This window comes from Vibrio sp. Y10_XG_PY6, assembly GCF_024181795.1.
GTDB classification, from domain to species: Bacteria; Pseudomonadota; Gammaproteobacteria; order Enterobacterales; family Vibrionaceae; genus Vibrio; species Vibrio diabolicus.
This window is the reverse complement of record NZ_JAMZAQ010000004.1, coordinates 355,612-378,753: the sequence shown is the minus strand read 5'-3', so window position 1 is coordinate 378,753 and position 23,142 is coordinate 355,612. Positions and strand designations below refer to the sequence as shown.

Here is a 23,142-nt window from a genome sequence, read left to right as displayed (position 1 = left end):
ATTATTACAAGTACAGAAAGGAAATTTTATGGCTCTAGAAAGAACATTTTCGATCATTAAGCCGGATGCGGTAGAGCGAAACCTAATTGGTGAAATCTATAACCGTATTGAAAAGGCTGGCCTACGTATTGTCGCTGCTAAAATGGTTCACCTGACTGAAGATCAGGCAAGCGGTTTTTATGCAGAGCATGAAGGCAAAGAGTTTTTCCCTCCACTAAAAGAGTTCATGACATCTGGTCCTATTATGGTTCAGGTACTGGAAGGTGAAAATGCGATTGCACGTTACCGTGAACTGATGGGTAAAACTAACCCAGAGGAAGCGACATGCGGTACGCTTCGTGCCGATTACGCACTTAGCATGCGTCACAATTCAGTTCATGGTTCCGATAGCCCTGAATCTGCAGCGCGTGAAATTGAGTTTTTCTTCCCGGAGTCAGAGGTTTTCTCTCGCTAAATTAGGCGTGATACTTCACTTGTTAGTGATGCTCTGATACAGAAAAGCCTCGGAACTTTCCGAGGCTTTTTCATTTCATATACCTAAGTTGAGTGGCAATGTTGACTGCATAAGTGATCTCTTACACGCTAACTAGTCTGACTATATAATGGGCTTTAAAGCCCAGTAACGTGAGTTATTTTTAGTCTTTTCCCTTTACGATTTCTACGCTTTTACTTTTGATAGTGTAATAGCTACTTATAGCGCAAGAGGTGCTTAAAATTTAATCATTTTTATTTTAATGCCTTAGCAAACTCAGGGTTTTACACCCCTTGTTGTAGCTGCATAAAGGCTGTACAATTCGCGCCCTTATTCTTGTTTCAGTCATTGAGAGGCAACATGACCACTGAAAAAATCAATCTACTCGACTTTGATCGCAAAGGCATGCGTCAGTTTTTCGCAGAAGAACTCGGCGAGAAAGCGTTTCGTGCCGATCAGGTTATGAAGTGGATCTACCATTTCGGTGTAGATGACTTCGAAAAAATGACAAACATTAACAAGAAGCTGCGCGAAAAGCTTTTACACAAGTGCGAAATCAAGGCACCAACAGTCGCAGAAGCTCAGCACTCTTCTGATGGTACAATCAAGTGGGCGATGAACGTTGGTGATCAGGATGTGGAGACGGTTTACATTCCAGAAGATGATCGTGCAACGCTTTGTGTGTCTTCTCAAGTAGGTTGTGCGTTGGAATGTAAGTTCTGCTCAACCGCACAGCAGGGCTTTAACCGTAACTTGAAAGTTTCAGAGATCATCGGTCAGGTGTGGCGCGCTGCACGTGAAATTGGTCTTGAGAAAGAAACAGGTCGCCGCCCAATTACTAACGTCGTGATGATGGGGATGGGTGAACCGCTTCTAAACATGAAGAACTTGATCCCTGCATTAGAACTAATGCTGGACGATCTTGGCTTTGGTTTGTCAAAACGTCGTGTGACTGTATCTACATCAGGTGTGGTTTCTGGTCTTGATCAGATGACAGGCAAAATCGATGTAGCGTTGGCAATTTCCCTTCATGCGCCAAACGATAAGCTGCGTAGTGAAATCATGCCAATTAACGATCGTTGGGATATTCAAGATTTCCTAGCATCAGTTCGTCGTTACATCGCTTCATCGAATGCAAACCGCGGTAAGGTAACGGTTGAGTACGTACTTCTTGATCATGTGAATGATGACATGGACCATGCTCGTGAACTGGCTGAGCTGATGAAAGACACACCATGTAAGATTAACTTGATTCCGTTTAACCCGTATCCAGGTTCACCTTACAAGAAACCAAGTAACTCACGTATTGATCGCTTCCAAAAAACATTGATGCAATATGAGCATACAGTAACGGTTCGTAAGACTCGTGGCGATGACATTGATGCAGCGTGTGGTCAGTTAGTCGGTGATGTGATTGACCGAACTAAACGTACTGCAATGTTAAAAGCGTCGCGCGGTGCTGATACCATTGAAGTAAAAGCGGTATAAACGACCGGAATTCAAAAATAGCCAGAGCCATTTGCTCTGGCTATTTTGTTTATCGATAAGAGCATTTCTGCCAAGATTTATGACGACAACTCTCCAACTCGAGGTTATTTGGGTATAATTTCGAATTCCTTTGTCAAAGTTTGGACAAAAGCTTGAGCTATCTGTTAGTTTGAGTGTAAAGAGTTTTTGTCTTCGTTACACATTCGCTTATCATGATATGTGACATTAACGATGACACCGATAATTCTCAGCATTTTCTCACATACGCTTTGCTGATTTTTGCAAAACGGGTATTCACACTCAAATCGCTGAGAGTTTCTTAAAATTATTATTTTGGTTAACGCGTTTAGGCTAGCTATCTTTTAAAGAGGCTTAAGAACAATAACGAAAATACATAACCACGTTAGCCACTAAAACAGATTAAATACCACCATTATGACAGAACACGAAAATACGAATGAAGTGCCACTTTCTATTGAAGCTGGCACATTACTGAAAAACAAACGCGAATCTCTTGGGATGAGTCAAAAGCAAGTTGCTGATCGCCTGAGGCTTCGCGTTTCTGTTATTGAAGATATTGAAAATAACCGATTTGAGTCTCAACAAGTTGCGACATTTACGCGTGGTTACTTGCGTTCTTACGCGAAGTTCGTGGGCCTTGATGAGAAGATGGTTTTGACTGCGTTAGAGCAGACAGCAGATGTACAGCCGCAAGAGCAAGAAATTGAAATGCAGAGCTTCTCTCGCAAAACAAAAGATGAGAAGCACAATAGCCGTATCATGCTCCTGACTTGGGTTATCGGGTTGGTCATTATTGGTATTTCTGCAGCTTGGTGGTGGCAAAACCAGCAAGAGAATAGCCTAACGAAGGAAGTTACGGATTCAAGTGTTGAAGCGCCGAAGCCCACAGCGCAAGAGTTAGCGGATATCGATTTAATGACGGCTGAGGAGTTAATCGCAAGTACTCCTGAAGAAGTTGTTTCAACAAGTAATGATGTTGTTGAAACGAGTGAAGTACCAGTCGAGCAGGGTAGCGATCCTCTGCTTGCTGAAACTGAAAATACAACAAGCGTAGATTCTGAAGAACCTGTTGCCGTGATTGAAACTGCGGAAGAGGAACAGCCTGCGCCAGTCGTACCTGAAGGCATGACACTTCTTACTATGAAGTTTAAAGCGGACTGTTGGATTCAAGTAAAAGACACCAATGGTAAAACGCTGGTAAGTGGTACTCATAAACCAGGACAAGATGTAGAACTTACCGGAAAAGCGCCGTTTAAAGTGATATTAGGCGCACCGGAAGGGGTTACAATGACATTTGCAAGTGAACCTGTCGACCTTTCTGGGTATACTTCAGGCAAAGTAGCTAGATTCACTCTACCGTTATAAAAAATTATGCAACACGAATCTCCAATTATTCGTCGTAAATCGACGCGTATTTATGTGGGTGATGTGCCAATTGGTGATGGTGCGCCAATTGCCGTACAGTCAATGACTAACACTCGCACGACTGACGTAGAAGCGACAGTCGCTCAAATCCGAGCACTAGAAAAAGTCGGTGCAGATATCGTTCGAGTTTCTGTACCTACCATGGACGCAGCAGAAGCTTTCAAACTAATTAAACAGCAAGTTTCTGTACCATTAGTGGCTGATATTCATTTCGACTATCGTATCGCGCTGAAAGTGGCGGAGTACGGTGTTGACTGTTTACGCATCAACCCAGGTAACATTGGCAATGAAGAGCGCATTCGCGCTGTTGTTGACTGTGCTCGCGATAAAAACATCCCAATCCGTATTGGTGTCAACGGTGGATCTTTGGAAAAAGATTTACAGATGAAATACGGCGAACCAACGCCAGAAGCTTTAGTTGAATCGGCGATGCGTCACGTAGATCATCTCGATCGTCTTAACTTTGACCAATTTAAAGTTAGCGTGAAAGCTTCAGACGTCTTCCTTGCGGTGGATTCATACCGTCTGCTAGCGAAGAAAATCGATCAGCCTCTTCACTTGGGTATTACAGAAGCGGGTGGTGCTCGTGCTGGTGCTGTTAAGTCATCTGTTGGCTTAGGTATGCTGTTATCTGAAGGGATCGGTGATACGCTGCGTATCTCTTTGGCTGCCGATCCAGTTGAAGAAATCAAAGTCGGTTTCGATATCCTTAAATCTCTGCGCATTCGCTCTCGAGGCATCAACTTTATTGCTTGCCCAAGTTGCTCGCGCCAAGAATTTGATGTGATTGGCACAGTGAACGCACTTGAGCAGCGTTTAGAAGACATCATCACGCCAATGGATGTGTCTATCATCGGTTGTGTGGTAAACGGCCCTGGTGAAGCAGAAGTTTCTCACTTAGGTCTAGCAGGCAGTAACAAGAAGAGCGCATTCTACGAAGATGGTAAACGCCAGAAAGAACGCTTTGATAACGATGACCTTGTGAATCAGCTAGAAGCTAAGATCCGTGCGAAAGCAGCCATGATGAATGGCGAAAACCGCATCGAAGTTAAAGTACAAGATTAATCTCAACGAGAATTACGGTAAGTATTGTGGCAAAAACAATTCAAGCAATTCGAGGCATGAACGATTGCCTCCCAACTCAGTCGCCACTGTGGCAAAAACTAGAAAACACAGTGAAAAATGTAATTAGCGCATACGGTTATAACGAAGTGCGCATGCCAATCGTTGAAGAAACAAACCTATTCAGCCGCGCTGTTGGTGAAGAGACAGACGTCGTTTCAAAAGAAATGTACACCTTTGATGATCGTAACGGAGACAGCCTAACACTTCGCCCTGAAGGTACGGCGGGTTGTGTACGTTCATGTATTCAAAACAGCCTGATCAACCGTGACGAACAGCGTCTGTGGTACATGGGGCCTATGTTCCGCCATGAACGTCCGCAGAAAGGTCGTTACCGTCAATTCCACCAGTGTGGTGTTGAGGTGTTTGGTCTAAATGGTCCAGATGTTGATGCAGAGCTTATCATGATGACGGCGCGTCTATGGCGTGAGCTAGGTATCAATGAACATGTTCGTCTTGAGCTGAACTCTATCGGTTCTCAAGAAGACCGCGCAGACTACCGTACTGCACTGGTTGCGTTCCTTGAGCAACATATTGATGTGCTAGACGAAGATTGTAAGCGTCGCATGCACACGAACCCACTGCGTGTTCTGGATACGAAGAACCCTGACGTTCAAGCTATTTTAGGTGATGCACCTCGCCTTTCGGAGTACTTAGGTGAAGAATCTAAAGCACACTTCGCAGGTCTATGTGAACTTTTAGACGCCGCAGGTATCGAATACACAGTTAACGAACGTCTAGTTCGTGGTCTGGATTACTACAACCGCACGGTATTTGAATGGATCACTGAAAGCCTAGGTGCTCAAGGCACCGTTTGTGGCGGTGGACGTTACGATGGTCTTGTAGAGCAATTAGGTGGTAAACCAACACCAGCGGTTGGCTTTGCAATGGGCCTAGAGCGTCTTGTTCTGATGCTAGAAACACTAGAACTAACAGACGTTCGTCGCAGTGTGGATGTTTACGTAGTAACAGCAGGCGAAGGCACCATGATGGCAGGAATGAAGCTAGCAGAGCAGCTTCGTGAGTCTATTCCTGGCGTTCGTGTGATGAATCACTTCGGTGGCGGTAACTTCAAGAAACAGTTTAAACGCGCAGACAAAGTTGGTGCTGTTGTAGCATTAGTTCTGGGTGAAAACGAAGTTGCGGATAATACCGTAGTACTGAAAGATTTGGCCGGTGGTGAGCAAGAGACTTACAACCAAGCAGAAGTTGCAGAAAAGATCGCAGCACTGATTTAAGTCTTTTAGTAATCTAACAAAATTACATCCTAGTTCGTAAGCTAAGGCTCCCAAATGTGGAGCCTTTAAACGAAATAGGAACAATGGCAGCTAAGCTGCCATTTACATGTTTTAAGAGGACAGGAAGTGGAACTTTACGATACTGAAGAACAACAAGTTGAAGCCATTAAAGACTGGTGGAAGGAAAACGGCAAAGCCGTCATCATCGGTGCGGTTGTTGGCTTAGGTGGTCTATTTGGCTGGCGTTACTACCAGGATTCTGTGATTCAGGCGAGTGAAGCAGCTTCTCAAAGCTACACGACAGCAATGAATGCTTTGCAAGATAAAGGTACTGATGCTCAAGCTGACGTGAAAGCTTTCATTGAGTCAAATGAAGTAAAAGAATATTCAGTATTGGCTGCGCTACAACTTGCTAAAGCACAAGTTGAAGCTCAAGATCTTTCTGCTGCATTAGAGCAATTGAAGTGGGCGCAAAGCAACACTCAAGATGCTGCGCTGTTACCATTGATTAGTTACCGCATTGCGCGCATTGAAACGGAAATGGGTAACTTTGACGCTGCAACGGCTGAACTAAGTAACGTCACTGATGCTGCATGGACAGGTCGTATTGCTGAACTTCGTGGCGATATTGCGATTCGCCAAGGTGACAAAGATGCCGCATATGCTGCTTATACTGAAGCTCAGCAAGCGGCAGACGCAAGCCCGACACTACAAATGAAATTGGACGATCTGGCGAAATAAGGACCGCATTGGATGAAAAGAGTCTTTAACAAAGCCTTGTTAGGGGCGTTAACAGTGGGAATTCTTGCCGGTTGTGCTGGTGAGAAAGATACCATTGTAATGGCGCCACTACCTCAGGTAGACAGTGAGTTTACAACCAGTAGTGAGTGGAGTACATCGGTTGGCGATGGTGTTGGTCATTACTTTTCAAAGCTATCCCCTGTATTTGCGAATGATACATTGTTCGTGGCAAGTCGCGATGGCTTAGTAAAAGCGCTGGATCCTGAAAACGGTAAACAACGTTGGCAAACGGACCTAGAAGAAGATGTCATTGCTCGTCTCTCTGGTGGTATCACAGCAGCATACGGAAACCTTTACATTGGCTCTGAGAATGGTGAAGTCATCTCTCTTGACCAAGAAACAGGTGAAATTGTTTGGCGTGTAAAAGTTGGTGGTGAGGTACTGGCGAAGCCAGTTGCAGACTCAGGCCTTATTATCATCAATACTAGCCGAGGCATGTTGATTGCCCTTAATGAGAGTACTGGTGAGCAACGCTGGGCATTGAGTACAGAAGTGCCGAACCTAACTTTACGTGGTGACAGTACTCCGACTGCAATTGGCGGCGGTGTATTTTGGGGAACGGCAAATGGCCGACTCGCAGCTGCTATCGTTGAGCGTGGTCAGCTGATTTGGCAACAGCCTGTTGGTACGCCAAAAGGCGCGACAGAAATTGATCGTTTGGTTGATGTTGATTCATCGCCAATTGTGTTAGGCGGTACTCTTTTCACCATTGGATACAATGGTCAACTTATCGCCATTGATTTGCGTTCAGCGAACCCGATTTGGAAGCGTAATTACTCATCTGCAACAGACATTTCTACAGATGGTAGCCGCATCTTTGTGATAACGGAAAAAGATCATGTTGTTGCCGTTGATTCACGAAGTGGGACTGAGTTGTGGGAAAACAGCTTGCTTGAGCACCGACAACTTACAGCGCCAGTTATTGTCGGCAATTATCTCGTTGTCGGTGACACGCTTGGTTACCTTCACTGGATGGATCGTTCAACAGGCGAATTTGTTGCGCAGCAGTTTATCGATGATAGCGGCTTGGCCGTTGGCCCGACTTTATTGTCGGATGGTTATGTGATTACAACTCGCAACGGCGATGTAAAGAAACTAACCATTAACGAATAATATCGTGATATAATTCACATTCGGCTCCTGGCTGGTGACAGCTAGGAGCCGTTTTGTTGTTTGAATTTATTAACCCTGACGTGGTTATAGGTAAAAAGCTGGTTTGATTTGGCATCGAGCAAGTCGTTACCTATAACTACAGAAGAAAGATTATTGTAGAGGTTGTTATGGTACCTGTTGTAGCTCTAGTAGGGCGTCCGAACGTAGGTAAATCTACACTATTTAACCGATTGACTCGCACTCGTGACGCGTTGGTTGCGGACTTTCCAGGCCTAACGCGAGACCGTAAGTATGGCCAGGCGAGACTTGGTGAAGAGCACGAATTCATTGTGATTGATACCGGCGGTATTGATGGCACAGAAGAAGGCGTGGAAACAAAGATGGCAGAACAGTCATTAGCCGCGATTGATGAGGCTGATGTTGTATTGTTCCTTGTTGACGGTCGTGCTGGTCTGACACCTTCAGATGCAGCAATTGCTGCGCATCTGCGTAAAATTGAAAAGCCAGCAATGCTGGTGGTAAACAAAATAGATGGTATTGATGCCGATGCAGCGTGTGCTGATTTTTGGCAGCTCGGCGTGGATGATATGTATCAGATTGCGGCCGCTCATGGCCGTGGTGTGACCGCTTTGCTTGAGCGTGCTTTATCTCCATTCTTTGATGATCTATTAACAAGTGAATCTGAAGAAGGTGAGATTGAAGACCTGACTGGATTCGAAGACGAAGAGCCTCTTGTTGAAGATTACACTGAAGAAGACGCAGAAGCTGAATTCAAGCGCCTTCAAGAGCAGCCGATTAAGTTGGCGATTATCGGTCGTCCTAACGTAGGTAAATCGACACTGACTAACCGTATTCTGGGTGAAGAACGTGTAGTTGTATACGATATGCCTGGTACGACGCGTGATTCTATCTACATCCCGATGGAGCGTGATGGACGCGAATACGTACTAATTGATACCGCAGGTGTTCGTCGTCGTGGTCGTATCAATGAAACGGTTGAAAAGTTCTCTGTTGTTAAGACGCTGAAAGCGGTAGAAGATGCAAACGTCGTTCTACTGGTGATTGATGCACGTGAAAATATTTCAGACCAAGACCTAAGCTTGCTTGGTTTTGCACTGAATGCTGGCCGCTCAATTGTCATCGCCGTTAACAAGTGGGATGGCCTAGACAGTGACGTGAAAGAAAGCGTGAAGAAAGAACTAGACCGCCGTCTAGGATTCGTCGATTTCGCGCGTATCCACTTTATCTCTGCGCTGCACGGTACTGGCGTTGGTCACTTGTTTGAATCTATCCAAGAAGCATATAACTCGGCGACAACGCGTGTGGGTACGTCAGTACTGACGCGTATAATGAAGATGGCAGTGGATGATCACCAGCCGCCAATGGTTCGTGGTCGTCGTATCAAACTCAAATACGCACACGCAGGTGGTTACAATCCACCGATCGTTGTTATCCACGGTAACATGGTTCGTGAATTGCCAGATTCGTATAAACGTTATCTGATGAACTACTTCCGTAAGTCTCTGGAAATTATGGGAACACCGATTCGCATTAACTTCCACAACAGTGATAACCCATACGAGAACCGTACGAATAAGCTTACGCTATCACAAGAGCGTAAACGTAAGCGTATGATGTCGATGGTGAAAAACCGCAATAAATAATGAAATTCGAATACCCAAGTTTCTACTTGGGTATTTTTTTATCAAAAGTAATCGTAAAAATGACTATCACAGCAACAAAGACTCGTTTTTGTCATCAAACATGGCAATTAGAAGCACAAATACAGCTCGTTCAATCTACGGAAGAAGTGACTTACGTTATTACAGATGTCACGCCGTTCCATCCCGTTAGTCACATATGGCCGGATCACCCTGCAGACAAAGGAACGTTGAAGGTGAATGGGGCTGAGCATGACGTGGTAGATTGCCAAGTTGGAGCAGTGGAGCAGGAAAGTGGTGCTCTGTATGTGGGTAGTGACATTCCTGTAAAGCGTGATGCTGAAGGTTGGGTGTTTGTCGTCGTGCATGTTTTATCACGTACGGAATCACTTGCAATTAATGACTTGGTGACATTAGCGGTAGATAAAGACTATCAAAATGCTTTGAGCCGAGGCCACACTGCAGGACACTTAGCGTATTTGGCGTTGAATAAAGTACTAGCGGAAGACTATTGGCGAAAAGACGCAGACCGCAAAGACCCACATGGTTATTATGACTTTAATAGCTATGCGCAAGTTACGAGTTATGTCACTCCAGACAAGTGCCTCGATACGTACCGTTTAGGCAAAACACTCCGTAAAAGAGGATTAAACAGTGCAGATATGCTGAATGACCTCCAGGCGATTGCAGAAAAAGTGAATGGCCAACTGGTTGAATGGCTTCAAAGAGATACGATGATCACCATGGAATGCCACGGCGACAGATTAACGGATTCTCGCTATTGGAAGTGCGATTTAGGGGAAGGTCAATTAGCGGTAATCCCTTGTGGTGGAACGCATGCGAGCCATTTAAATGAGTTTGCTTTTATCCAAGTTAAACTCGTTGAGCTCGACGCTCAAACTATCGAAATGCACACCAATGTAAATGCTGCTTTCTGAATAAGATCTTTTTATTAAATTCTGATTTTGTGTTTAATTAAATTAACTTAAGGATTTTTATTCTGCATTAAATCGGAATGCAGAATATGTAACTTATGCTTTCGGTGTGTGGTTATATAAATATTCTTTTAAGGGGTGATCGCTGATCAAGGAGTAAATATCAGACGATCAGTATAAGATCCTACTTATCAAGTATGGTTAGCGCCTCGTGAAACTTGTTGGGGCGGTGATGAAGATCAACATACTTGTTCGTTATTTTGAGTAGCATGCGTTACTCGAAATTGCTTAGTTTAGAGAGAGGAACGGGATATGCAGCAGAACATTTGCCCGACTTGCAATGTCGAACTGGAATGGACAGGACAATACCATTGTGCACAGTGTGAATCGGATTTTAAAAAAGTAGGTTTTTGCCCTGATTGTGAGGCGGAGCTGGAGAAGCTGCAAGCATGCGGTGCTGCGAGTTACTTTTGTAATGTGTGTAATGAACTCAAATCAAAATCACGTGTCCGATTTGAGTTCCAGAAAGTCACTTAACCAGAGTTTGTATTCAGTTAACGGTAGAACGAACGTCGCCTTCGGCTAATCGAGTAATCAATACATCTCCCGATTTTACATCTGAAGATTGAGTAATCACTTTACCTTGCTCAGTTTGAGTAATTGAGTAACCTCGTTTCAATGTCGCTAGCGGGCTGACGGTGTCTAACTTCTCTGCAGCAATCGCGAGTTGATGGCGCATAGTCAGTAACTTGCGATCCATTGCATCCATGAGCTTTTGCTCAACACGTTCTAGCTTCGACTTCTGCTCGGCAAGGCGTGTTACAGGAGAATTTAATTGCAGCCGATAATGTTGACGCTCGATTCGCTGTTGACGCAAGGCAATAAAACGACTCATCGCTCGCTGTAAGCGCATGTCCAACTCATCTAACTGTTGAGTCTGGCGTTGCAAGCGATAGCTTGGGTGCTGTCTCTCTAGACGGTGTATTAATTGCGCAGATTGCTGCTTTTGCTGTGCTAGGTAGTAACGCATCGCGCTCGCTAACTTATGCTGGCGGGTAACTAAAGCTTGATCTTTGTGGCTGTTATCACGACTTACTAGCTCAGCGGCTGCTGATGGAGTAGGTGCGCGTACGTCGGCGACAAAATCTGCTATTGTCACGTCGACTTCATGTCCAACGGCGCTAATAATAGGAATTTGGCTTGCTGCAATCGTGCGAGCTAATATCTCGTTGTTAAAGCACCATAAGTCTTCCAATGAACCACCACCTCGGCCCACAATTAGCACATCACATTCATCACGGCTGTTAGCGCGACCAATGGCTTGTGCGATTTGAATGGCTGCATCTTCACCTTGTACCACTGTCGGATAAATCACAACGGGTAGGGAAGGATCACGACGTTTCAATACGTCTAAGATATCGTAAAGCGCGGCACCAGTTTTCGATGTGATGACGCCAACACGTTTTGGGTGTTCAGGCAAAGGTTGCTTATTGGTTTGAGCGAACAACCCTTCTGCGGCAAGCTTCATTTTCAGCTCTTCAAACTCTTGCTGAAGACGGCCGTCACCTTCTGGTTGCATGCTTTCGATGATCAATTGGTAGTCACCGCGAGGCTCATAAAGAGAAAGACGAGCTTTTACTAGGACTTGATTACCGTTAGCGGGCTTGAAAGTAACGCGGCGATTGTTACCACGAAACATGGCACATTTAACTTGAGCGCGAGAGTCTTTAAGAGTGAGGTACCAGTGACCAGAGACTGGAGCTGAAAAGTTGGATATCTCTCCGACGAGCCAAACGATCCCCATTTCGTTTTCAAGGAGTAAACGAACTTCTGCGTTGAGACGAGAAACAGTAAAGATGTTTTGATTGGTCTTGGAGAGCACAGCTAATCTCTTAGACGTGAGTATGGAAATTAGCGGCAATATAATACATAGCAAGGGGGTAATTGCAAGAAAAAAATTAAAAAATTTGTGGTCAAGCGATTGCGTTAACCGTATAATCCCTCCGCAATATCTAATCCAAATGTAGCTTGTTGCTAACACAGGTTACCCTCATTATGCGAAACGATGAGATTGGATTGTTCTTTTTACTCCTCTAATTGTGAGATATTGCAAATGCTAAGAATTGCCAAAGAAGCGCTGACATTCGATGACGTACTACTTGTGCCAGCACACTCCACCGTTCTCCCAAACACAGCTGATCTTCGCACTCAGCTAACTAAGAACATCACCCTAAACATCCCAATGATTTCAGCGTCTATGGACACTGTTACTGAAGCTCGTCTAGCGATCGCGCTAGCGCAAGAGGGTGGCATTGGCTTTATCCACAAGAACATGTCTATTGAGCAGCAGGCAGCCGAAGTTCGTAAAGTTAAGAAATTCGAAGCTGGTATGGTGACTGACGCGGTTACTGTAAACCCTGACGCGACCATCGCTGATGTTGTTGCACTCACTGAAAAGCATGGTTTTGCAGGTTTCCCTGTTGTCACTGAGAGCAATGAGCTTGTTGGTATTATCACTGGTCGTGACGTTCGTTTTGTGACGGACCTTTCTAAGAAAGTATCTTCAGTAATGACGCCAAAAGAGAAGTTGGCAGCAGTTAAAGAAGGTGCAACACGAGAAGAAGTGCAAGAGAAAATGCACGAAGCTCGCGTAGAGAAAGTATTGGTTGTGAATGATGAGTTCCAACTAACCGGTATGATTACTGCGAAAGACTTCCACAAAGCAGAACGTAAACCAAACGCATGTAAAGATGAGCGTGGTCGCCTACGTGTTGGCGCAGCAGTTGGTGCTGGTGCTGGTAACGAAGAGCGAGTTGCTGCACTAGTTGAAGCTGGCGTTGACGTTCTACTTATCGACTCTTCACACGGTCATTCTGAAGGTGTTCTAAGCCGCATTCGTGAAACACGTGCAGCTTACCCAGATCTAGACATCATCGGTGGTAACGTAGCAACAGGTGCTGGTGCTAAAGCACTAATCGAAGCTGGCGTAAGCGCAGTGAAAGTTGGTATCGGCCCTGGTTCTATCTGTACAACTCGTATTGTAACGGGTGTGGGGGTTCCACAAATCACTGCAATCGCAGATGCGGCAGAAGTTGCTAATGATTATGGTATTCCAGTTATCGCTGACGGTGGTATCCGTTTCTCTGGTGATATCTGTAAAGCAATCGTAGCGGGCGCATCATGTGTGATGGTTGGTTCTATGTTTGCAGGTACTGAAGAAGCGCCGGGTGAAGTGATTCTATACAACGGCCGTTCTTACAAGTCTTACCGTGGCATGGGTTCTCTTGGTGCAATGTCTCAAGGTTCTTCTGACCGTTACTTCCAGTCTGACAACGCAGCGGACAAGCTAGTACCAGAAGGTATCGAAGGTCGTATCGCATACAAAGGCCGTCTAAAAGAGATCGTACACCAACAAATGGGTGGTCTACGTTCAAGCATGGGTCTAACTGGCTCTGCAACTATCGAAGATATGCGTACGAAAGCTGAATTTGTACGTATCTCTGGTGCTGGTATGCAAGAGTCTCATGTACACGATGTTCAAATTACTAAGGAAGCACCGAACTACCGTCTAGGGAACTAATTACCTAACGGAAACGTTTGCTTTTTCCTTGAAGCATTAAGAAGAGGCGAGTACACTCGCCTCGGTTTTAATCACTTAGCCTTAAAAAGACTGCTCAAAATGACTAAAAATATCCATGACCAACGTATTCTGATCTTGGACTTCGGTTCTCAGTACACTCAATTAGTAGCACGCCGCGTACGTGAAATCGGCGTTTACTGTGAACTATGGAGCTGGGATGTAGAAGAAGCGGATATTCGCGAATTCAACCCAGATGGCATTATCCTATCTGGTGGTCCAGAAAGCGTAACGGAAGAGAACTCTCCACGCGCGCCTCAATATGTGTTTGATTCTGGTGTTCCTTTACTTGGTGTATGTTACGGCATGCAAACTATGGCGGAACAACTAGGTGGCAAAGTAGCAGGCTCTAACGAACGTGAGTTTGGCTACGCTCAGGTTAAAGTTTCTGGTGAATGTGCCTTATTTAAAGATCTTGAAGCAACTCAAGACGTTTGGATGAGCCACGGCGACAAAGTAGTAGAGATCCCAGCCGATTTCGTAAAAGTTGGTGAGACAGACACTTGTCCTTACGCTGCGATGGCGAACGAAGAGAAGAAATACTACGGCGTTCAGTTCCACCCAGAAGTGACACACACAAAAGGTGGCCTACAAATGCTTGAGAACTTTGTTCTTGGCGTATGTGGCTGTGAGCGTCTATGGACATCGGAATCTATCATCGAAGACGCGGTTGCTCGCATTAAAGAGCAAGTGGGTGACGACGAAGTTATCCTAGGCTTATCTGGTGGTGTGGATTCATCTGTTGTTGCGATGCTGGTGCACCGCGCAATTGGCGACAAGCTAACGTGTGTATTTGTCGATAACGGTCTACTTCGTTTAAACGAAGGCCAACAAGTGATGGATATGTTTGGCGATAAGTTCGGCCTAAACATCATCAAAGTTGATGCAGAAGATCGTTTCCTTGAAGCACTGAAAGGCAAGTCTGACCCAGAAGAGAAGCGTAAGACAATCGGCCACGTATTCGTAGATGTATTCGATGAAGAGTCGAAAAAGCTAAAAAATGCAAAATGGCTAGCGCAAGGTACCATCTACCCAGACGTAATCGAGTCTGCGGCATCTAAGACTGGTAAAGCGCACGTGATCAAATCACACCACAATGTGGGCGGTCTACCAGATGAAATGGAAATGGGTCTTGTTGAGCCACTACGTGAGCTGTTCAAAGATGAAGTACGTAAGATTGGTCTAGAGCTAGGCCTGCCTTATAACATGCTTTACCGCCACCCATTCCCAGGTCCAGGTCTAGGTGTTCGTGTTCTTGGTGAAATCAAGAAAGAATACTGTGACTTGCTACGTCGTGCTGATGCTATATTCATTGAAGAGCTTCACGCTGCAGACCTTTATGACAAAGTATCTCAAGCGTTCACGGTATTCCTACCTGTTCGCTCTGTAGGTGTAATGGGCGATGGCCGTAAATACGACTGGGTTGTATCACTGCGTGCAGTAGAAACCATCGACTTTATGACGGCACACTGGGCGCATCTACCATACGACTTCCTAGGTAAGGTATCTAACCGTATTATCAACGAAGTTGATGGCATTTCTCGTGTTGTTTATGACATTTCAGGTAAGCCACCAGCGACTATCGAGTGGGAATAATTTTCCTCTAGACTGTTGAGTTTATAAGAACCAGCCTCCGGGCTGGTTTTTTTGTGCTTCAAATTTGTGAAGAGGGGACTCAACTTTTTTATAGGAGATATATACATGCGATAAAATTAAATATATATTCATTTTGATTGTTTAAATATTATAAATGGTATTGCTATGGAACAGGCTGAAGTTACCTCTCTCATTCCCATCCTTATTACTCTTTTCCTCGCTCTGACGATGAGAAATGTCGTCGTTGGTTTATTCGCTGGTGTGGTCAGTGGCGTCGCTATGCTTGAAGGGACATTTGTCGAAAAAGGACCACTAGACTCGTTTAGTGCGTTGATGAAAAGCTATCTACTGCCGCAACTTACCGATAGCTACAACGCTGGTGTGATTTTGTTATTAGTGTTCATTGGTGGTTTCGTTGCGCTGATGGAAAAGTCTGGTGGTGGTGTTGCTTTTGCTAAAAAGGTTACTCAATGGGTGGCGAGTAAATGCCAAGCTCAACTGTCCGCATGGTTTGGTGGTGTGGTTATTTTCTTCTCAGACCTTGGTACACCGTTGATTGTTGGTCCTGTTTTTCGCCCTTTATTTGATAAGTTAAAAGTATCACGCCAAAAATTAGCTTTTATTATCGATTCGACTTCCTCTCCGGTCGCAATCTTGATTCCTTTTATCGGATGGGGCGTTTACATCATGGGGGTGATTCAAAAAGAGTTTACTGCCCTGAATGTCACTATGAGTGACTGGGATGCTTTCATTGGTGCGATTCCGTATCAGTTTTACGCCTTTCTTGCGATCGCGATTGTGCCGATTGTCTCTTTCTTCAAATTAGATTTCGGACCGATGGCGAAGGCTGAACAACTAGCAGAGCAGGGTTCCGACTTTGGGAAAGTGCAGGAGTCCATGAATGTGTTTACGCATAAAAATGCAAAATCTAGTTTTGTATGGGCACCTTTGCTCGTTATGCTGGTGGTTTTATGTACCATCCTCGTACCACACGGTTTTCCATTTCAAAAAGTAGCAGGCTCAACGTTCAGGGCTGCACTTTCTTCGGCATATTTCTTCGCAGCTTTTACTTTGATTGCGCTGATGGCGTTTTATGGCGTAAGAAAACTCTCTGATGGCATTCAGGTTTACCTAAAAGGGATGTCGAACATGATGTCTGTAGCCGTGATTTTGGTATTGGCTTGGGCACTTAGCTCGGTTGGGAAAGAATTAGGTGCAGCTGCATACATTGCTGAACAAGCTCAAGCCGGTTTCCCGTATTGGCTATTGCCAGCAGTCGCCTTTTTGCTTGCTGGTATTATTTCGTTCGCTACGGGATCATCTTGGGGGACATTTGCCATCATGATGCCATTGGTGATCCCAACGGCCGTCGCGATTGATGCTCCTTTGTTAGTTTGTATTGGTGCAGTGTTATCTGGTGGCCTGTTTGGCGATCACTGCTCGCCAATCTCTGAAACTACGATTTTGTCGTCAACAGGAGCTGGGTGTGAGCAGTATGAGCACTTCCGAACTCAGTTACCTTACGCATTACTCAATGGAATGATTGCATTAGGGTGTTTCCTTTTAGCTGGAATCAACGCCTCGCCAGTGATTGTGCTTGCCGCCATTGTTGCCCAGTGTGTGGTTTATTTTGTGTTGTCTAAACAAAAATCAACCGCGCAGCTAGACGTGGTTTCGGCAGAACAATAAAGATAGAAATATCATAAAGCGGAGGCTCATTGGGTCTCCGCTTTTCTTTTGAGTCAAGGTAACATTTTTCTTGTGACAAAATGTGTGCGAGGACTTATTTATTCATTTTGTCTCGCAGAATCAACGCACTTAGCTCGGCGTTTTGTATATATGATCCACTATATGTCTAGTTATTCCTTGTATATTGTATTGTTAAAATCCGGAGACTAGACATGTTTGCACTCAAACATCTTCCTCTTGCATTGAGTTGTGTCCTAGCTGCACAAGCGAATGCGAGTATGAATATCCAGCCCGATCCGCAGAATCCAAACGGTTATGTCATTGCTCGTGGTGACGTTCAAGCCGTAGAGCAAAGCAAAACCTCTGACCCTATGTATGCCATTTGGTCACAAGCATTAGAGACGCGCCCGAACTCAGTGGTGGAGGCGATTGTTCCAGGAGCGGCAACCAATCCAGAAAACGTGAAGCGTGTAGAGCGTGTGTTCCCTGAAAGTGAGTGGGACTTCCTGACTCAAATGGCTGCACCTGAATACACTTACACGCGTTTCCTACGTGCAATTGGTAAGTTCCCTGCATTCTGTGGTGAGTACACGGATGGTCGAGATTCGGATGCGATTTGTAAAAAATCGATCGTGACAGCCTTTGCTCACTTTGCGCAGGAAACTGGTGGTCATATTTCGATTGATAACGTATCGGATAACCCTCTTGGATTGGAAGAGTGGCAGCAAGCTTTGGTTCATGTGCGTGAAATGGGCTGGTCAGAAGGTCAAGAAGGTTACACGACAGGTTGTGGTCAGAATGACTGGCAAAACAAGCGTTGGCCATGTGAACTAGGACAAGGTTACTTTGGACGTGGTGCTAAACAGCTTTCTTACCATTTTAACTATGGCGCGTTCTCTGAAGTGATGTTTGATGGTGATGCATCTGTATTGCTAAAAAATCCAGGCTTGGTTGCGGATTCATGGTTGAACTTAGCATCGGCTATCTGGTTCTTCCTAACTCCACAAGCACCGAAACCTGCAATGCTACATGTGATTGACCGTACTTGGGTGCCTTCACAGCGTGAGCTTGATGCTGGTATTGGTTACGGCTTTGGTACCACCATCAACGTGATCAATGGTGGTATTGAGTGTGGTGAGCAAAACAAGGATAAAGGTCAACCTGTTAACCGTATTCGTTATTGGGAAGGTCTTGCCGCCCATTATCAAATTCCAATTGAAGCTGATGAAACAAACACTTGTTGGCAGCAGACGCCTTACGGCAGTCTGAACCTAAATGGTGCGACAGACGTGCTTTACACCAACTGGGATGGTAACTGGAAATACTACTCAGATCGCCCTGGAGGCCATTCGTTTGAATGTGAGTTGGTTGGTTTCCAAACGGCTTACTCTGCGCTAGTTGCGGGTGATTACGAGAAGTGCGTAACTAACTTCTACCAATCTCATGCGGGGTGGCCTGAAGTTCGTGTGGTTGAAAAACTAGACCCTGTTGATCCGGTCGATCCGCCTGTAGGAGGCGTGGCAGCTTGGGATGCAGGCAAAGTGTACAACACTGGTGATCAAGTCTCTTACCAAGGTGCTGTTTATGAAGCGAAATGGTGGTCACAAGGTAATGAGCCAACGAAAGGCGACCCGTGGAAGCTGGTTTCAGGCACACCTACTGAGCCGCCTACAACAGAACCTGAACCACCGGTGACTGAGCCAGAGCCGCCCGTCACAGAACCTGAGCCGCCAGTAACCGAGCCAGAACCACCAGTGACAGGCAATTTTATTCAGTGGGAGCCGGGTGTAACGCAAGTCGCTAACGGCGATAAAGTGACGTACCAAAACAAATGCTTTGTCGCAAAAAACGGCCCTGGAGTGTGGGAAAGCCCAACGCAGAGCAACTGGTTCTGGGACGAGATTTCTTGCCAGTAATCGAGTGAAAAATAACCTAACCATATATAAAGACTCTGCTTTTTCGCAGGGTCTTTTTTTATATATGTAGTGGTTTATTTATGGAATCTAAGTTTTCAATAACAGCTTTTCTCTTTTGTTCTGGGGCCCATTAAAATTCGCGCGCATTTTTTATCAACATTTTTGAAAAAAGGTATTTGTACATGTCGACAAAACTGGCTAACCCAGCACCGCTAGGTCTAATGGGTTTCGGTATGACCACTATTCTGCTTAATATTCATAACGCAGGATTTTTCCCAATTGACTCTATGATTCTAGCGATGGGCATCTTTTACGGTGGCCTTAGCCAAGTAATCGTTGGCATCATGTGCTTTAAACGCGGCGACACGTTCGGCACAACTGCGTTTACTTCTTACGGTCTATTTTGGCTAACACTAGTAGGCTTGATCGTAATGCCTCACATGGGTCTTCCTGCAAGCCCAGCAAGCTTTATGGGTTGGTACCTAGCGTTATGGGGTATCTTCACTGGTTTCATGTTCATTGGTTCTCTATGCTACCCAACAGCGAAGCAAGTGGTATTTGGTTCTCTAACTATCTTGTTCTTCTTGCTTGCTGCTCGTGATTTCACTGGTAGCGAAGTGATCGGTGCTATCGCTGGCTTCGAAGGTATCTTCTGTGGCGCAAGTGCAATTTACTTCGCAATGGCGCAAGTACTAAACAACGAATTTGGTCGTGAAGTTCTACCTGTAGGTAAAGCAAAAATCGCTCGTAAAGTTGAAGCTGTCGCTGCTTAATCCTTTACACATAATGCAGAAAAGGGGATTAACCAATGGTTAATCCCCTTTTTTATGCCCTTAAATGGACCACTGCTTTTTCTTGTTTATGCGTTAAGGCTATGTTGATGGTTGTTCAACAGTTTCTGTAGTACTGTTGTCTGCCGTTGGTGCCTTACCCGTTTTACGCTTGTACTTATCTTCCCAGTAATCTGCGCCTTTAATACCTAGCGCTACAGGGTTGAATGTAAAGTCGGTCACACCACGTTTTTGTTGCTCTTCGTAATCGTTCAATGCTTTGAGAGCAGGTTTTGACATAAAGAAGATGATCAAAATACCGACGATGTTAAGCCATGCCATTAGACCTACACCTACATCACCCATCGCCCAGGCTAAGTTGGCGGTTTTCACGGTTCCGTAGAACACGGATGAAATAATGATGACTTTCAGAATAAACATCAGCCCATTTACTTTGAATGTACGACGAATGTAAGCAATGTTCGTTTCTGCAATGTAGTAGTAAGCCAGAATGGTTGTAAACGCAAAGAAGAAAAGTGCGATTGCGATGAATGGTTTACCCACGCCAGGTAGTGCACTTTCGATCGCCATTTGCGTAAATACAGGACCATTAGCACCAATATCAGCTGGGAGGTTTTGAATTAGGAACGTGCCTTCAACTGCACCATTTACGTTGTACGCGCCAGTGATAAGAATCATAAACGCGGTTGCTGAACACACAAGTAGTGTATCGATGTAAATAGAGAAAGATTGAACAAGACCTTGCTGAGCTGGGTGATCAACACTCGCTGCAGCTGCAGCGTGAGGACCAGTACCTTGACCTGCTTCGTTGGAGTAAACGCCACGTTTTACACCCCAACCGATTGCCGCACCAACACCTGCCATTGGTGTGAACGCGTCACCAATGATCATGCCGAAAATGCGTGGAACCTCACCAATGTTTAGAAGGATGATGACAAATGCAGTGATGATGTAAGCCAGCGCCATAAATGGCACAACGATTTGGGTAAAGTTCGCAATACGTTTTACGCCACCGAAGATGATGAAGGCCAGAATGACACAGACAACCGTACCAGTGAAAATTTTAGCAAAACTGAAGGTACCAATAGCGGTTTCAATCATGTCACCTGAGCCAAATGCTGCTTCTACTGCGTTACCGATGCTGTTCGATTGAACGCCTGGAAGTAGAACACCACATGCAAAGATGGTTGCGATAGCGAAGATCCAAGCGTACCATTTTTGTCCCATTGCTTTTTCAATGTAGTAAGCAGGACCACCACGGAATTCACCTTCGTCTTCTTCTTTATAGATTTGTGCAAGTGTCGACTCTGCGTATGCGGTTGCAGCGCCAAAGAAGGCAACGACCCACATCCAGAATACGGCGCCTGGGCCACCGAAACCGATAGCGGCAGCAACACCAGCAATGTTACCTGTACCTACACGGCCAGATAGTGAAACGGCAAGTGCCTGAAATGATGATATCCCTTTTGTTGAACTCTTCCCTGAAAGTAATAAGCGCCACATCTCAAAGAAGTGACGAATTTGTACAAAACGCGTCATGATTGAATAGAACAAACCTGCACCAAGGCACAAATAGATCAGTACCGGGCTCCAAATAATTCCATTCAGAAAATCAACTAATGACTGCATGAGTATTTTCCCTGTTAGTTGTGTTTGTGGTTGTTTTTCACACAATACATTACCCTTTATGTAATGCAAATGTTAACTTTTTTGGCTATAAATCCTTTGTAGCGTGATGGTGAACACAGAATGGAGAGTGATTGTTAAAATTTAGTTCTTGTTACTTATTTACTCCTTTGAGGTAGAAGATTTGTCTGATGATTAAATATGCAGCACATTGTCATTAAAATGTGCTGCATATTTGATGAGTTGAAAATGCCAAATATTATGCATTTTGTGGAGTAAAGGCCTGTTTGTTTTTTATGCAGATATGCCCTTATGCATAACGGCAAAGGTTAAGCTCTGTGTCATCCATCACTTTCGCTTTTTCACCAACCATAATGCTCGCTAGCAAGTGGCCAGAACCACAAGCCATAGTCCAACCCAGAGTGCCGTGTCCGGTGTTAGTAAAAAGGTTATCGTATTTAGTTGCGCCAATAATCGGTGTGCCATCAGGCGTCATTGGTCTAAAGCCACTCCAAAACTCGGCTTGGCTAAAGTCGCCGCAGCGAGGGAAAAGATCACGGATGACCATTTCGATGGTGTTTTTTCGTTTTTGCGGAAGGGAGGCATCAAACCCTGCTAATTCTGCGGTGCCCGCTACGCGAATTCTGTCATCAAACCGAGTCATGGCGACTTTATAGGTTTCATCCATCACAGTAGAGCGAGGAGAGAAGTGCTCATCTTCCATTGGGATGGTGAGCGAATAGCCTTTTACTGGATAGACAGGAATCTCAATGTCGATTTGCTTGAGTAGCGCTGTAGAATAGCTGCCAGAGGCAACCACATATTGGTCCGCTTTAAACTGTCCTCGATTCGTTTGGACACCCATGATCTTTTTGCCTACTGTAACCCAATTGCTTACTTCGGTGTCGAACTCGAACCTCACGCCATGGGCCTTAGCGAGTTCTGTTAGTTGTTGGCAAAACTGATAGCAATCGCCTGTTTCGTCATCTGGCAGGTGCAAGCCACCAACCAGTTTATCTTTAACCAGATCCAGTCCAGGTTCTTGTTCAATGCAGCGTTCTACGTCCATCAACTCAAACCGAGTCCCGCTTTGCTCTAGAAGCTGCATATCCTTTTCAATGGCTTGCAGCTGTTGAGGCGTTCGAAATACTTGCAAGGTGCCGAACTGGCGACCTTGATATTCAATGGCATGTTCTTGACGTAATTGTTCCAGACACATGCGGCTGTGGTTAGCTATCGAAAGCATGCGAGCTTTGTTGACTTGGTAGCGAGACAGGGTGCAGTTGGCCACCATCTTACTTGCCCAACTGATCATATCGGCATTGAGGGTTGGTTTGATTTTGAGTGGAGCATGCTCTTCCATTAACCACTTTATGGCTTTAACAGGAACACCAGGCGCAGCCCAAGGCGAAGAATAGCCGTACGAGATCTGCCCAGCATTGGCGAAACTTGTTTCCATTGCACTGCTTGGTTGACGGTCAATAACAGTAACTTGATAGCCTGCTTGAGATAAATACCAAGCAGAGGTTAAGCCGATGACGCCGCTGCCTAATACGATGACTTCCATTGATGTACTCCACACATTTATCTGAGTGGTTAGTTTCTTTTCTT

Annotated in this window: 18 protein-coding genes; 15 read left to right on the top strand and 3 right to left on the bottom strand. The window is 45.1% G+C overall.

Features of this window, described 5'->3' with window-relative positions; translation table 11 throughout:
* The first annotated feature begins 28 nt into the window (after positions 1-28).
* The 10 genes from ndk to NL644_RS20290 all read left to right on the top strand — a co-directional run bounded on the left by ndk (position 29) and on the right by NL644_RS20290 (position 10,813).
* Positions 29-454, top strand: a complete 426-nt coding sequence (gene ndk / locus NL644_RS20335) for a nucleoside-diphosphate kinase (protein WP_253658740.1) — start codon at positions 29-31, stop codon at positions 452-454.
* Between the two features lie 378 nt (positions 455-832).
* Complete coding sequence (locus NL644_RS20330; RefSeq protein ID WP_005391540.1) at positions 833-1,960, top strand: bifunctional tRNA (adenosine(37)-C2)-methyltransferase TrmG/ribosomal RNA large subunit methyltransferase RlmN; 1,128 nt, start codon at positions 833-835, stop codon at positions 1,958-1,960.
* A 435-nt stretch (positions 1,961-2,395) separates the two neighbouring features.
* Complete coding sequence (gene rodZ, locus NL644_RS20325) at positions 2,396-3,346, top strand: cytoskeleton protein RodZ (RefSeq protein ID WP_046874337.1); 951 nt, start codon at positions 2,396-2,398, stop codon at positions 3,344-3,346.
* A 6-nt stretch (positions 3,347-3,352) separates the two neighbouring features.
* Positions 3,353-4,471, top strand: coding sequence for a flavodoxin-dependent (E)-4-hydroxy-3-methylbut-2-enyl-diphosphate synthase (gene ispG / locus NL644_RS20320; RefSeq protein WP_005391537.1), 1,119 nt, complete (start codon positions 3,353-3,355; stop codon positions 4,469-4,471).
* Positions 4,472-4,497: 26 nt separating this feature from the next.
* Positions 4,498-5,766, top strand: coding sequence for a histidine--tRNA ligase (hisS, locus tag NL644_RS20315; RefSeq protein WP_114323864.1), 1,269 nt, complete (start codon positions 4,498-4,500; stop codon positions 5,764-5,766).
* A gap of 126 nt (positions 5,767-5,892) precedes the next feature.
* The gene (locus NL644_RS20310) at positions 5,893-6,507 is read left to right on the top strand and encodes a YfgM family protein (RefSeq protein ID WP_005391529.1); all 615 of its coding nucleotides are present in this window, start codon (positions 5,893-5,895) and stop codon (positions 6,505-6,507) included.
* 12 nt (positions 6,508-6,519) lie between these two features.
* Positions 6,520-7,680 carry an outer membrane protein assembly factor BamB gene (gene bamB / locus NL644_RS20305; protein ID WP_074190949.1) on the top strand — a complete coding sequence of 387 codons (1,161 nt, stop codon included), beginning with the start codon at positions 6,520-6,522 and terminating at the stop codon, positions 7,678-7,680.
* A gap of 167 nt (positions 7,681-7,847) precedes the next feature.
* Entirely contained in the window at positions 7,848-9,344 is a 1,497-nt protein-coding gene (der, locus tag NL644_RS20300) for a ribosome biogenesis GTPase Der (RefSeq protein WP_005391527.1), read from the top strand.
* 59 nt (positions 9,345-9,403) lie between these two features.
* Positions 9,404-10,279 carry an alanyl-tRNA editing protein gene (locus tag NL644_RS20295; protein WP_114323875.1) on the top strand — a complete coding sequence of 292 codons (876 nt, stop codon included), beginning with the start codon at positions 9,404-9,406 and terminating at the stop codon, positions 10,277-10,279.
* A gap of 309 nt (positions 10,280-10,588) precedes the next feature.
* A complete protein-coding gene (locus NL644_RS20290; protein ID WP_047010185.1) occupies positions 10,589-10,813 on the top strand; it encodes a zinc ribbon domain-containing protein in 225 nt (74 codons plus the stop codon).
* A gap of 13 nt (positions 10,814-10,826) precedes the next feature.
* Here the strand turns inward: NL644_RS20290 and xseA are convergent, their stop codons facing one another.
* Positions 10,827-12,158, bottom strand: a complete 1,332-nt coding sequence (gene xseA / locus NL644_RS20285; RefSeq protein ID WP_114323863.1) for an exodeoxyribonuclease VII large subunit — start codon at positions 12,156-12,158, stop codon at positions 10,827-10,829.
* Between the two features lie 231 nt (positions 12,159-12,389).
* On the opposite strand from xseA, the gene guaB reads away from it, so the two are divergent.
* From guaB to NL644_RS20260, 5 genes are all read left to right on the top strand, one after another.
* A complete protein-coding gene (gene guaB, locus NL644_RS20280) occupies positions 12,390-13,856 on the top strand; it encodes an IMP dehydrogenase (protein ID WP_005391524.1) in 1,467 nt (488 codons plus the stop codon).
* 99 nt (positions 13,857-13,955) lie between these two features.
* Positions 13,956-15,509 carry a glutamine-hydrolyzing GMP synthase gene (gene guaA / locus NL644_RS20275; RefSeq protein ID WP_005391523.1) on the top strand — a complete coding sequence of 518 codons (1,554 nt, stop codon included), beginning with the start codon at positions 13,956-13,958 and terminating at the stop codon, positions 15,507-15,509.
* Positions 15,510-15,674: 165 nt separating this feature from the next.
* Positions 15,675-17,198, top strand: a complete 1,524-nt coding sequence (locus NL644_RS20270; protein ID WP_253658739.1) for a Na+/H+ antiporter NhaC family protein — start codon at positions 15,675-15,677, stop codon at positions 17,196-17,198.
* 212 nt (positions 17,199-17,410) lie between these two features.
* Positions 17,411-19,114, top strand: a complete 1,704-nt coding sequence (locus NL644_RS20265; RefSeq protein ID WP_253658738.1) for a chitinase — start codon at positions 17,411-17,413, stop codon at positions 19,112-19,114.
* 182 nt (positions 19,115-19,296) lie between these two features.
* The gene (locus NL644_RS20260; protein WP_005391518.1) at positions 19,297-19,887 is read left to right on the top strand and encodes a GPR1/FUN34/YaaH family transporter; all 591 of its coding nucleotides are present in this window, start codon (positions 19,297-19,299) and stop codon (positions 19,885-19,887) included.
* Positions 19,888-19,986: 99 nt separating this feature from the next.
* On the opposite strand, the gene NL644_RS20255 is transcribed toward NL644_RS20260, so the two are convergent.
* Together NL644_RS20255 and NL644_RS20250 are read right to left on the bottom strand one after the other, a co-directional pair.
* A complete protein-coding gene (locus NL644_RS20255; RefSeq protein WP_012842106.1) occupies positions 19,987-21,534 on the bottom strand; it encodes a sodium:alanine symporter family protein in 1,548 nt (515 codons plus the stop codon).
* Positions 21,535-21,841: 307 nt separating this feature from the next.
* Positions 21,842-23,098, bottom strand: coding sequence for a D-amino acid dehydrogenase (locus NL644_RS20250; RefSeq protein WP_124008559.1), 1,257 nt, complete (start codon positions 23,096-23,098; stop codon positions 21,842-21,844).
* Between the last annotated feature and the right edge of the window lie 44 nt (positions 23,099-23,142).